Genomic DNA, 11,974 nt, shown 5'->3' on the forward strand with positions numbered 1-11,974 from the left:
CCCGCCGTGAAAAGTCCATACCGGACGGACCGTCCGATCGGGGCGATAAAAAACCATCCCCGCCATGCGACGGGGAGGGCGGGCGGCGATCAGTGCGTCGGCGCGGGCGCGGCCGGAGTGGCCGGAGCGGCGGGCAGCGTGGCAGGGGCGGCGGGTGCCGGCGGCTGCGCCAGGATGTCATGCCCGCTGCCGGTCGAGGCCCCACGGTTCATGACCGCCAGGGTCAGCGACAGGATCATGAAGATTCCGGCCAGGACCGACGTGGTGCGGGTCAGCAGGTTGGCGGTTCCCCGCCCGGACATGAAGCTTCCCATGCCCTGGCTGCTGCCGATTCCCAGACCACCGCCCTCGCTGCGCTGGATCAGGACCGTCCCGATCAGGGCCAGGGTTACGAACAGATGCAGAAAAAGAAGGACGGTAATCATACTCGCTTCCAGGTAAGGCGCCGCCCGTGCAAGGTACAGCAAAAGGACCGTTTACAGGTCCACGGCGGCCCGCACAATCGGCAGAAACGTGTCGGCCTGCAGGCTTGCGCTGCCGACCAGCGCGCCGCCGACCTCGGCGATCGGCAGGATGGACGCCGCGTCGCGCCCGTTGACCGATCCACCATAAAGGATCCGAATCGTTTTTCCAGCCGCACCGAACTGACGCACCAGCTCGGCGCGGATGAAGCCCATCATGTCCGCGATGTCCTGGCTGGCGGCCGGGTTGCCCGATCCGATCGCCCATACGGGCTCGTAGGCCACGACGCCGCTGAAACCGTCGGGCAGCGATCCCTGGATCTGCCAGCCGATCGCGTCGCGGCTTTCGCCGGACGCCTTCTGGTCGCCGGTCTCTCCGATGCAGACGATCGGGGTCAGTCCGGCGGCCAGGGCGGTCTGCGTCTTCTCGCGCACCGTCTCGTCCAGCTCGCCGTGGTCGCGGCGCCGTTCGGAATGACCCAGCACGACATATTCCACGCCAAGGTCGGCAAGCATGGCGGCGGATATGTCGCCGGTATGCGCGCCCGACGCCGCCTGATGGCAGTCCTGCGCCCCCAGTGCGATGCCGCTGCCCTTCAGGAGGGGGCCGATCCCGGCCAGTTGGGTGAACGGGGGACAGACCACGACCTGCGGAGGCGAGGGGATGGTGGCCAGGCCCTCCGCGATCTCCCCGACCAGGTCGCGCGAAGGGGCGCCCAGTCCGTTCATCTTCCAGTTGCCGACGATCATCTGCCTCATGTGTCTCGATCCCTGTGTTTCCGCGCCGCCCTTCGGTCGGGTCTCGGGCGATCTTGTGTTTTTTTCAGGGGTACTGCCGACCGGGTTATAACATCCTACACCATGCGTCCCGCCCGCATGCAATGCCGCAGGACCCTGCTGGCGGGGGCGTGAACAGGGTTCTGGTCAAGCGGCGGCCGTGTCCGTATGGTGCGCGGCCGAAAAGGGGGCCGCTAGGCGGCCCCGACGTCTGTGCCGCTCTCGTCCGGATCCTGCATTTAATGATTTCCTTCCTGCGCCACGCCTTCGTCGATTCCTGGCTGGGCCGTATCATCGCCGGCCTGCTGTTCCTCGCCTTCGTCGGCTGGGGGGTGGGTGACGTGCTGTCCAATATCGGCAGCGAACGCGCGGATGTCGTCGCCCGGGTGGGCGACCAGACCATCACCACGGACTCGTTCCTCTCGGCGGTGCAGAACGAACTGCAGCAGCTTGCCCGCCAGATGGGCGTCGGCGACCCGTCGCAGATCCCGGCCGCGGCCCGTGGCCAGGCGGCGCAGCAGGTCCTGCAGCGCCTGGTGACCCAGTCCGAAATGATCCTGGCGGCCGGGCGGCTGGGCGTGACGGTGCCCGACGACGTGCTGCGCGACGAGGTCTTCGGCCTGCAGATCTTCAAGGGGCCGGATGGCCGCTTCGACCGCGCGCTGTTCGATTCGCGGCTGCGTCAGATCGGCATGACCGAGGCACGGTTGCTGGACATCGTGCGGACGGACCTGGCCGTCCGCGCGCTGGTCGAGCCGCTGCAGAGCGGCGCGCGCGCTCCGGAAGTCATGGTGCGCCGCGCGTTCGATTTCGGCGCCCAGGCCCGGACGATCGACCTGGTGCGCATCGCCCTGGGCGACCAGGGGACGCCCGCGCCCGACACGGCGACGCTGCGCCGGTTCTACGACAATCATCCGTGGCTGTTCCGGCTGCCGGAATTCCGGCATGCGCGCATCGTCGTACTGTCGCCCGACACGGTCGCGCGGTCGATCGACATTCCGGATGCCGAGCTGCGCCGTCTCTATGACGCACAGCAATCGAAATACCATGTGCCCGAGACCCGCAGCGTGCAGATCGTGACCGCGCCCAGCCAGGCCCGCGCCCAGGCCATTGCCGCCCAGTGGCAGGCGGGTGCCGACTGGGCCAAAATCCAGTCTGGCGCCAAGGACAGCGCGGCGGTGGGAATGGACAACGTCCGCGAAAGCGCGATTCCCTCGCCCGGCCTGGCGAAGCTGGTCTTCGCCGCCCCGGCTTCGGTCCTGCAGGGACCGGTGCAGACCGATACCGGCTGGGTCGTCTTCAGGGTGACGCAGGTCACGCCGCCGCATGACACCGATTTCGCCACCGCCCGGCAGGAACTGCGCGACCAGATGGCCCAGACCCAGGCCGCCGACCTGGTGGGGCCGCGCGTGCAGAAGCTGCAGGACGCGATTGCCGGCGGCGGGCTGGACCGCATTCCCGACAATCTGGGTGCCGTGGCCATCGCCGGGACGCTGGACGAGCAGGGCCGGACGCAGGCCGGCGAACCCGCGCCGGTTCCCGGAAGCGACGCGCTGCGCCGGGCGATCGTGGCGCGGATCTTCGCCCAGGCGAAGGGGGCGAACCCGACACTGGTGCAGGGGCCGGACAATGCCTGGTTCGCCGTCGCCGTGGACAGCGTGGAACCGGGCCAGCTTCGCCCCTTCGACGCCGTGCCCGACCAGGGACGCAGCGCGTGGGAGGACGAATCCCGCCGTCACACCGCCAATGTGCAGGCCACCGCGCTCTACCTGGCCGCGAAGGCCCATGGCGGCGTCGCGGCGGCGGCGGGCCCGGGGCAGCAGGTCCTGCACCCCGCGCCGCTGGGGCGCGGACAGCAGATCGAGGGCGTGCCCGATGAGCTGGCACGCCTGGTCTTCCGCCTGGGCGCTGCCGGGCAGACCGTCATGCTGGACGAACCGGACGGGTTCTATGTCGCGACCCTGACCGCGATCACCCATCCCGATCCCGCGACCCAGCCGATGCAGGTCGACCGCATCCGCACCGGCCTGTCGCAGGCGATCGCCAACGATATCGGCCTGTCCTACGCGGCAACGCTGCAGCAGGCCGTCAAGCCCAAGACCAACATGGGCGCGCTGCAATCCGCCCTGTCGTCGGTGACCGGCAGCCCCGCCGCCGGAGAATCCAGCCCGTGAGCATCCCCTCCGCCTCCGCCGCCCCGGTTCCGGCCGGGCGCGACGACGTGCTGGCCACGCTCCGGCAGGGACAGGGCGCGGTGGTCTGGAGCATCGAGGCCGCGGACCTGCTGACCCCGGTCGCCGCCTATATGCGCCTGTCGCGCCTGGCCGGGGCCAGCGACACGGCGCCCCCGCGCAACGCGTTCCTGCTGGAAAGCGTCGAGGGCGGGGTGGCGCGCGGCCGGTATTCGGTGATCGGCCTGCTGCCCGACCTGATCTGGCGCTGCCATGGCGGCGCGGCCACGATCAACACCGACGCGGCGCGGGACCCGGCCGCGTTCGTGCCGGCCGGGGTGCCGCCGCTGGATTCGCTGCGCGCCGTGATCCGCGCCAGCCAGATGACGTTGCCGTCCGGCCTGCCGCCCATGGTGGCCGGGCTGTTCGGCTATCTGGGCTATGACATGGTCCGGCAGATGGAGCATCTGCCGGACATGCCGGCTGACGACCTGGACCTGCCCGAAGGGGTGATGATCCGCCCCGGGCTGTTCGCGATCTTCGATACGGTGCGCGACGAACTGATCCTGGCGGCGCCCGTGCGCCCCCGAAGCGACCGCACGCCCGAAGCGGCATGGCAGGCGGCGCAGGACCTGCTGGCCACGGCGCGGCGCACCCTGTCCGAGCCGCTGCAACTGCACGAGATCACGCCGGATTATACCGGGCCGCTCGAGGCGCCGCGCTCGACCTTCACGCGTGAGGGTTTCTGCGCCATGGTCCGGCGCATTCAGGACTACATCGCGGCGGGCGATGCCTTCCAGGTCGTGCCCAGCCAGCGTTTCTCGACCGCCTTCACGCTGCCGCCGCTGGCGCTGTACCGGGCGCTGCGCCGCATCAATCCGGCGCCGTTCCTGTTCAACCTGGCGTTCGACGGATTCAGCCTGGTGGGCTCGTCGCCCGAAATCCTGGTCCGGCTGCGCGACGGGCAGATGACGGTGCGCCCGCTGGCCGGCACCCGCCCGCGCGGCCGGACGGACGAGGAGGATCTGGCGCTGGAGCGGGACCTGCTGGCCGACCCCAAGGAACTGGCCGAGCACCTGATGCTGATCGATCTGGGGCGCAACGATATCGGGCGGGCCTGTACCGTGGGTTCGGTCCAGGTGACCGAGAAATTCGTCATCGAGCGCTTCAGCCACGTCATGCACATTTCCTCGAACGTCGAGGGGCAGTTGCGGCCGGGGCTGGAGGCGCTGGATGCCCTGATCGCGGGCTTTCCCGCCGGGACCCTGACCGGCGCGCCGAAGATCCGTGCGATGGAGATCATCGACGAGGTCGAGCCGACCCGCCGCGCCACCTACGCCGGATGCATCGGCTATTTCGGGGCGAACGGCGCCATGGATACCTGCATCGGCCTGCGCATGGCCGTGGTCAAGGACGGGCAGATGCACGTGCAGGCCGGCTGCGGCGTGGTGGCCGACAGCGTGCCCGACCTGGAATACGAGGAAACCCGGCACAAGGCGCGTGCCCTGTTCCGCGCGGCCGAGGACGCTGTGCAGTTCGCCCGCGGGCAGAACACGGCGGGATCATAAAATTGCGCCGTTCTTAACGAGTGGCGCAATAAAATCCCCATTTTTGAACGCCAGACATTATTTTGATTAATTTCTGATCTGTTGTTTGACCGGGCCGAAACGGGAGGTCATCATATTGCCATGATCCTGCTGATCGACAATTACGACAGCTTCACCTTCAACCTCGTCCACTATCTGGGCGACCTGGGGGAGGTGTGCGACGTTCGCCGCAATGACGCGCTGACCGCCGACCAGGCCATGGACCTGAACCCCGACGCCATCGTGCTGTCGCCCGGCCCGGGCACGCCGGACCAGGCGGGGATCTGCTGCGAACTGATCTGCAAGGCCGCCGGCCGCGTTCCGGTCTTCGGCGTCTGCCTGGGGCACCAGGCCATCGGGCAGGTGTTCGGCGGAACGGTCGTGCGGGCGCCCACCCCGATGCATGGCAAGGTCAGCCCGGTGACCCATGACGGGAGCGGCGTATTCGCGGGCCTGCCCGACCCGTTCCTGGCCACGCGCTATCACAGCCTGACCGTCGATCCGGCCGACCTGCCGTCCGACCTGGTGCCGGTCGCCCGGACCGAGGACGGCGTCATCATGGGGCTGCGCCACCGCACGCTGCCGATCTTCGGCGTCCAGTTCCACCCCGAGAGCATCGCGTCGGAACACGGGCACGACATCCTGGCCAATTTCATGGCCATCGCGCGGGGCCTGAACACACCGCGAAAAGCGGCCTGAGCCGATCATGGATGGCGTGCCGTCCCTGTCTGCCGACCAAGCGGGTGCGTTCCGGACCATCCTGAACCGCCTGGCGCGGGGCGAAACACTGACTGAAACCGAGGCCGAGGACGCGTTCGGCCTGATCATGGACGGCGGCGTGCCCGACACGCTGATCGCCGCCTTCCTGATGGCGTTGCGGGTCCGGGGTGAGAAGCGCGCGGAACTGCTGGGCGCGGTGCGCGCCGTGCGGTCACGCATGCGGGCGGTCGGCCCCGTTCCTCCGGGCACGATCGATGTCTGCGGCACGGGCGGCGACGGCCTGGGCACACTGAATATTTCGACCGCCGTCGCCTTCGTCCTGGCCGCGCTGGGTGTTCCGGTCGCCAAGCATGGCAACCGGGCCCTGTCGTCGCGTTCCGGCGCGACCGACGTGCTGGGCGCGCTGGGCGTGGATCTGTCGGACGACCCGTCGGTGATCGCCGCGCGGATCAATGACGGAAACCTGGCTTTCATGGCGGCGCCGGCGCACCATCCGGCCATGCGCCATGCCGGACCGGTGCGGGCCGCGCTGGGAATCCGCACGCTGTTCAACCTGATCGGCCCCTTGTGCAATCCGGCCGGCGTCACACATCAACTGGTCGGTGTGTTCGATCCGGCATGGCTGCGCCCGGTGGTGGAGACGTTGCAGCTTCTGGGGTCGGAGCGCGTGTGGGCCGTGCATGGCTATTGCGAAGGCGCGACGGGCGGCCGGGGCGTGGACGAACTGACGCTGGCCGGTCCTACCGCGATCGTGGCGTTGCAGAACGGACGGATTTACGACCTGACGTTGCGGCCCGAGGATGCGGGCCTGCGCCCCGCGCCGATCACGGCGATCGCGGGTGGCGGGGCGGAGGAAAATGCGGCGGCCCTTACGGCTTTGCTGGCGGGCGCCCATGGAGCCTATCGCGATACCGTGCTGCTGAACGCGGCGGCCTGCCTGCATGTGGCGGGACGCGGTGCGGCACTGGATGACGATGGGAGATTGAGACCGGCGTCGCTACGGGCGCTGGTGGCGGATGCGGCCCGCGTGCTGGATGACGGATCGGCCCTGGCCATGCTGAATTCCGCGCGCCGTCGCCACATGGATACGCCGGAGGGGATTACACAAAGCTTATGATGAACGACATGCCGACAAGCCAGGCGCCGATCGATTGCGGTAACACGCCCGGCCAGGACGGGATTCCCGATGTCCTGGCGCGGATTTGTGCCCGCACCCGCGTGGATGTCGCCCAGCGGGCGACGATCACCCCGCTGAAGGACATCACCGCCCGCGCGCGCGAGGTCGACTCTCCCACCCGGGGGTTCGGCCAGGCGCTGAAGCAACGCACGGCGGACCGGCAGATCGGCCTGATCGCGGAGATCAAGAAGGCATCGCCATCCGCGGGCATCCTGCGCCCGGACTACGATCCGGCCGGCATCGCCGTGCAATATGAAACGGCGGGCGCCGCCTGTATCTCGGTGCTGACCGAAGGGTCCTGCTTCCACGGCTGCGCCGAGGACCTGCAACGGGTTCGCAAGGCATGCAGCCTGCCGATCCTGCGCAAGGATTTCATCCTGGACCCGTGGCAGGTCCATGAAAGCCGGCTGATCGGTGCGGACTGCATCCTGCTGATCCTGGCCGCCCTGACGGATACCGAGGCATCGGAGCTGCTGGACATCGCGCGCGGACTGGACATGGACGTGCTGGTGGAAGTGCATGACGAGGGCGAACTGAACCGCGCCCTGGCGCTGGATACGTCCCTGATTGGCATTAATAACCGAAATCTCAAGACCTTGAAGACCGATCTTGAGACAACCATCCAACTGACCCCCCTGGTGCCGCCGGACCGGATCGTGGTGTCGGAGAGTGGCATCAGCACGCACGCGGACATCGTCCGGCTGAGCGAGATCGGCGCCAGCGGCTTCCTGGTCGGCGAGAGCCTGCTGCGCCACGATGTCCCCGGCGACGCGGCCCGCGTGCTGCTGGGCACGGTCTGAACATGGCGACTGCCGGCGGATTGTCTCACCTGGACGCCAACGGCCATGCCGTCATGGTCGATGTGTCCACCAAGCCGGCCACGGCGCGGCAGGCCGTCGCCCGCGGGCGGGTGTCGATGCGCGAGGAGACGTTGGACCTGATCCTGTCGGGCACCATCAAGAAGGGTGACGTGCTGGCGGTATCGCGGATCGCGGGAATCATGGCGGCCAAGAAGACCGCCGACCTGATCCCGCTCTGCCACCCGCTTCCATTGTCCTCGGTCCGGGTGGAACTGACGGCGTCCCATGACCGGACCGGGGTGGAGATCGAGGCCTGCGTCGGCACCACCGGTCAGACCGGGGTGGAGATGGAGGCCCTGACGGCGGTCAGCGTGGCGGCGCTGACGCTGTACGATATGTGCAAGGCGGTCGATCGCGGCATGACGATCGAGGCGGTGTACCTGGCGCGCAAGACGGGCGGGCAATCCGGCTCGTACGAACGCCCCGAAGCGGGAGCGGCACCGACACCCATGGCATAACCATCCGAACGGCAGGCGCACGGCCTGGCCATGACAAAGGGCGATCAGACGTCCCGGGTGGGATCTGGCTTGCGATCAAAGATGTTATAACAAGAACAAGGGAGCGTTCATCATGGGCGAAACTCGGAAATCCGCGACAGAGGCCGGACGCAACAGTCCGTCGATGAGCAAGGAAGACCTGACGCGCGCCTTTCATGACATGGTGCTGATCCGCCGGTTCGAGGAACGGGCCGGCCAGCTTTATGGCATGGGGCTGATCGGCGGCTTCTGCCATCTGTATATCGGCCAGGAAGCCGTGGTCGTCGGCGTGCAGATGGAGCTGAAGCAGGGGGACAAGATCATCACCTCCTACCGCGACCATGGGCAGATGCTGGCCGCCGGCATGGACCCGCGCGGCGTGATGGCCGAACTGACCGGGCGCGAGGGCGGCTATTCCCGCGGCAAGGGCGGGTCGATGCACATGTTCTCGTCCGAGAAGCATTTCTATGGCGGGCACGGCATCGTCGGCGCCCAGGTGTCGCTGGGTATCGGTCTGGCCTTCGCCAACAAGTATCGCGGCACGGACGAGGTCTCGATCGCCTATTTCGGCGAGGGCGCGTCCAGCCAGGGTCAGGTCTATGAAAGCTTCAACCTGGCGGCCCTTCACAAGCTGCCCTGCGTATTCGTGCTGGAAAACAACCATTACGGCATGGGTACCAGCGTCGAGCGGTCGTCGGCGTCCAAGGAATTGTGGCGCAATGGCGAGCCCTGGGGCATCCCGGGCCGTCAGGTCGACGGCATGGATGTCGAGGCCGTGCGCGACGCGGCGCGCGAGGCGATCGAACATTGCCGGCAGGGCAAGGGACCGTACCTGCTGGAGATGACGACCTATCGCTATCGCGGCCATTCGATGTCCGACCCGGCGAAGTACCGCCCCCGCTCCGAAGTGGACGAGATGCGGAAGAATCATGACCCGATCGATCGGGTACGCAAGGAACTGCTGGCCATGGGCGTCGGGGAAGCCGAACTGAAGACGATCGAGGACAAGGTGAAGGAAGTGGTCGTGGACGCCGCCGATTTCGCGCAGACCAGCCCGGAGCCCGATCCAGCGGAATTGTGGACCGACGTGCTGGTGGAGGGCTGAGCGATGACGCAGATCCTGATGCCGGCGCTTTCGCCCACCATGACCGAGGGCAAGCTGGCCCGCTGGCTGAAGACGACCGGCGACCATGTCGCCGCCGGGGACGTGATCGCGGAAATCGAGACCGACAAGGCGACGATGGAAGTCGAGGCCGTGGACGAGGGGACGCTGGGCGATATCCTGATCCCCGAAGGCACCGAGAACGTCCCGGTCAACACGCCGATCGCAACCCTGCAGTCCGAGGGCGGTGCCGCGGCCCCCGCGGCGGCACCGGCCGCGAAGGCCCCGGCACCCCAGGCCGCTGCGGCGCCGGCCGCGCCGCAGCCGGTCTCGCCCGTGGCGGCTCCCGTCGCGGCGCCTGAGAAGGATTGGGGCGAGACCGCCGAAATCACCGTGCGCGAAGCCCTGCGCGACGCCATGGCCGCCGAACTGCGCCGCGACCAGGACGTGTTCCTGATCGGCGAGGAAGTCGCGCAGTACCAGGGCGCCTACAAGGTGTCGCAGGGCCTGCTGGACGAATTCGGCGAAAAGCGCGTGATCGACACCCCGATCACCGAACAGGGCTTCACCGGCATGGCGGTCGGCGCGGCGCTGACGGGCCTGAAGCCGATCGTCGAATTCATGACCATGAATTTCGCGATGCAGGCGATCGACCAGATCATCAATTCGGCCGCCAAGACCCGCTACATGTCCGGCGGCCAGATGTCCTGCCCGATCGTCTTCCGTGGCCCCAACGGGGCGGCGGCCCGCGTGGGTGCCCAGCATTCGCAGTGCTATGCCAGCTGGTACGGCCACGTGCCGGGGCTGAAGGTGGTGGCGCCGTGGTCGGCGGCCGACGCCAAGGGCATGCTGCGCGCCGCCATCCGCGACCCGAACCCGGTCATCGTGCTGGAAAACGAGATCCTGTACGGCCAGAAGTTCCCGTGCCCGGTGGACGAGGATTTCATCCTGCCGATCGGCCGCGCCAAGGTCGAGCGCGAGGGCAGGGACGTGACCATCGTCACCTTCTCGATCATGGTCGGCACGGCGCTGGAAGCCGCGGCGATCCTGGCCGAGCAGGGGATCGAGGCCGAGGTCATCAACCTGCGCACCATCCGCCCGCTGGATATCGAAACCATCGTGGCCAGCGTGAAGAAGACCAGCCGCCTGGTCTGCGTCGAGGAAGGCTGGCCGTTCGCGGGGATCGGCGCCGAAGTGTCGATGCAGGTCATCGAACATGCGTTCGACTATCTGGACGCGCCGCCTGCGCGGGTCGCCGGTGCCGACGTGCCGATGCCCTTCGCCGCCAATCTTGAGAAGCTGGCCCTTCCCAACCCGACCTGGGTGGTGGATGCGGTCCGCAAGCTGGTCTGAGGGAGCAGCGCGATGTCCGTGAATATCCTGATGCCGGCGCTGTCGCCGACGATGACCGAGGGCAAGCTGTCCCGCTGGCTGAAGAAGGAAGGCGACGCGATCCATTCCGGCGACGTGATCGCCGAGATCGAGACCGACAAGGCGACGATGGAGGTCGAGGCCGTGGATGACGGCCTGCTGGGCCGCATCCTGGTTTCCGAAGGCACCGAAGGGGTGAAGGTCAACGCGCCGATCGCCATCGTGGTGGCGGAAGGCGAGAGCGTTCCCGATGACGCAGCCCCCGTGGCGGCTGCTCCGGCGGCGGCTCCCGTGGCGGCGGCCCCGGTTTCCGAGGCCAAGGCACCGGCGATCGCGGCCGCCCCGGCCGTGCCCCAGGGCGCGGCGCCGGCTCCGGCCCAGGGCACGCGCGTCTTCGCGTCGCCGTTGGCGCGGCGCATCGCGGCGCAGAAGGGGATCGACCTGTCCGGCGTGAAGGGCAGCGGCCCGAATGGCCGGATCGTGCGTCGCGACGTCGAATCCGCGACGGCGGCGCCCGTGGCGGCCCCGGTACCATCCCCGGCACCGTCCGCCCCGGCCGCAGCGATCGAGGCGCCGCATACCGCCGTGCCGAACTCGACCATCCGCAAGGTCATCGCCCGGCGGCTGACCGAGGCGAAGTCGACCATCCCGCATTTCTACGTGGCGATGGATGTGGAACTGGACGCGCTGCTGGACCTGCGGGCGAAGCTGAACGCGGCCTCGCCGGCCGAGGGGCCGGGAGCGTTCAAGCTGTCGGTCAACGACATGCTGATCAAGGCGGTGGCGGTAACCCTGCGCCGGGTGCCGAAGGTCAATGCATCCTATACCGAGGACGCGACGATCCTGTACGACGATGTCGATGTCTCGGTCGCCGTGTCGATCGCCGATGGGCTGATCACGCCGATCGTGCGCCAGGCCGACCGCAAGTCGCTGCGCGAGATCAGCGAGGACGCGAAGGATCTGATCACCCGCGCCCGTGCCGGCAAGCTGAAGCCGCAGGAATTTCAGGGCGGATCGTTCTCGATCTCGAACATGGGCATGTATGGGGTGAAGGAATTCTCGGCCATCATCAATCCGCCCCAGGCCGCCATCCTGGCCATCGCGGCGGCTGAGAAGCGCGCCGTGGTCAAGGACGACGCAATCCGGATCGCCACCGTGATGACGGTGACGCTGTCGGTCGATCATCGCGTCGTCGACGGCGCCCTGGCCGCCGAATGGGTTTCGACCTTCCGCTCGGTGGTCGAATCGCCGCTGAGCCTGGTGGTCTGAGGAA

General features: G+C 68.1%; 11 protein-coding genes. 9 read left to right on the forward strand and 2 right to left on the reverse strand.

Annotation, left to right across the window (positions count from 1 at the left end; translation table 11 throughout):
• Positions 1 to 89: 89 nt before the first annotated feature.
• Complete coding sequence (gene secG / locus GDIA_RS00790; protein WP_012225563.1) at positions 90 to 425, reverse strand: preprotein translocase subunit SecG; 336 nt, start codon at positions 423 to 425, stop codon at positions 90 to 92.
• Between the two features lie 51 nt (positions 426 to 476).
• Entirely contained in the window at positions 477 to 1,220 is a 744-nt protein-coding gene (tpiA, locus tag GDIA_RS00795) for a triose-phosphate isomerase (protein ID WP_012225564.1), read from the reverse strand.
• A 260-nt stretch (positions 1,221 to 1,480) separates the two neighbouring features.
• Here tpiA and GDIA_RS00800 point away from each other — a divergent pair, with 260 nt between their 5' ends.
• The 9 genes from GDIA_RS00800 (at position 1,481) to GDIA_RS00840 (ending at position 11,970) form a co-directional block, all read left to right on the forward strand.
• Positions 1,481 to 3,412: a peptidylprolyl isomerase gene (locus GDIA_RS00800; protein ID WP_012552981.1), complete on the forward strand. Its 1,932-nt coding sequence runs from the start codon at positions 1,481 to 1,483 to the stop codon at positions 3,410 to 3,412.
• Positions 3,409 to 4,977 (forward strand): anthranilate synthase component I, encoded by a 1,569-nt coding sequence (gene trpE / locus GDIA_RS00805; protein WP_012225566.1) that lies wholly within the window; start codon positions 3,409 to 3,411, stop codon positions 4,975 to 4,977. Before GDIA_RS00800 ends, trpE begins: the two co-directional genes overlap by 4 nt.
• Before the next feature lie 120 nt (positions 4,978 to 5,097).
• Positions 5,098 to 5,694: an anthranilate synthase component II gene (locus GDIA_RS00810; protein WP_012225568.1), complete on the forward strand. Its 597-nt coding sequence runs from the start codon at positions 5,098 to 5,100 to the stop codon at positions 5,692 to 5,694.
• A gap of 7 nt (positions 5,695 to 5,701) precedes the next feature.
• The gene (trpD, locus tag GDIA_RS00815; protein ID WP_012225571.1) at positions 5,702 to 6,832 is read left to right on the forward strand and encodes an anthranilate phosphoribosyltransferase; all 1,131 of its coding nucleotides are present in this window, start codon (positions 5,702 to 5,704) and stop codon (positions 6,830 to 6,832) included.
• Positions 6,832 to 7,692 carry an indole-3-glycerol phosphate synthase TrpC gene (gene trpC / locus GDIA_RS00820; RefSeq protein WP_081434754.1) on the forward strand — a complete coding sequence of 287 codons (861 nt, stop codon included), beginning with the start codon at positions 6,832 to 6,834 and terminating at the stop codon, positions 7,690 to 7,692. The genes trpD and trpC overlap by 1 nt, the downstream gene beginning before the upstream one ends.
• 2 nt (positions 7,693 to 7,694) lie before the next feature.
• Positions 7,695 to 8,210 (forward strand): cyclic pyranopterin monophosphate synthase MoaC, encoded by a 516-nt coding sequence (gene moaC / locus GDIA_RS00825; protein ID WP_012225575.1) that lies wholly within the window; start codon positions 7,695 to 7,697, stop codon positions 8,208 to 8,210.
• A 112-nt stretch (positions 8,211 to 8,322) separates the two neighbouring features.
• Positions 8,323 to 9,333, forward strand: a complete 1,011-nt coding sequence (pdhA, locus tag GDIA_RS00830; protein ID WP_012552983.1) for a pyruvate dehydrogenase (acetyl-transferring) E1 component subunit alpha — start codon at positions 8,323 to 8,325, stop codon at positions 9,331 to 9,333.
• A 3-nt stretch (positions 9,334 to 9,336) separates the two neighbouring features.
• Positions 9,337 to 10,683, forward strand: a complete 1,347-nt coding sequence (locus tag GDIA_RS00835; protein WP_012552984.1) for a pyruvate dehydrogenase complex E1 component subunit beta — start codon at positions 9,337 to 9,339, stop codon at positions 10,681 to 10,683.
• A 12-nt stretch (positions 10,684 to 10,695) separates the two neighbouring features.
• A complete protein-coding gene (locus tag GDIA_RS00840; RefSeq protein ID WP_012225580.1) occupies positions 10,696 to 11,970 on the forward strand; it encodes a pyruvate dehydrogenase complex dihydrolipoamide acetyltransferase in 1,275 nt (424 codons plus the stop codon).
• The last annotated feature ends 4 nt before the right edge of the window (positions 11,971 to 11,974 follow it).

The sequence above is a fragment of the Gluconacetobacter diazotrophicus PA1 5 genome (genome assembly GCF_000021325.1).
GTDB lineage: Bacteria > Pseudomonadota > Alphaproteobacteria > Acetobacterales > Acetobacteraceae > Gluconacetobacter > Gluconacetobacter diazotrophicus.

Coding starts and splice junctions, on each gene's coding strand:
- GDIA_RS00810 (WP_012225568.1), top strand. CDS start 5,098: ATGATCCTGCTGATCGACAATTACGACAGCTTCACCTTCAACCTCGTC.
- GDIA_RS00835 (WP_012552984.1), top strand. CDS start 9,337: ATGACGCAGATCCTGATGCCGGCGCTTTCGCCCACCATGACCGAGGGC.
- GDIA_RS00800 (WP_012552981.1), top strand. CDS start 1,481: ATGATTTCCTTCCTGCGCCACGCCTTCGTCGATTCCTGGCTGGGCCGT.
- moaC (WP_012225575.1), top strand. CDS start 7,695: ATGGCGACTGCCGGCGGATTGTCTCACCTGGACGCCAACGGCCATGCC.
- GDIA_RS00840 (WP_012225580.1), top strand. CDS start 10,696: ATGTCCGTGAATATCCTGATGCCGGCGCTGTCGCCGACGATGACCGAG.
- trpC (WP_081434754.1), top strand. CDS start 6,832: ATGAACGACATGCCGACAAGCCAGGCGCCGATCGATTGCGGTAACACG.
- pdhA (WP_012552983.1), top strand. CDS start 8,323: ATGGGCGAAACTCGGAAATCCGCGACAGAGGCCGGACGCAACAGTCCG.
- secG (WP_012225563.1), bottom strand. CDS start 425: ATGATTACCGTCCTTCTTTTTCTGCATCTGTTCGTAACCCTGGCCCTG.
- trpD (WP_012225571.1), top strand. CDS start 5,702: ATGGATGGCGTGCCGTCCCTGTCTGCCGACCAAGCGGGTGCGTTCCGG.
- tpiA (WP_012225564.1), bottom strand. CDS start 1,220: ATGAGGCAGATGATCGTCGGCAACTGGAAGATGAACGGACTGGGCGCC.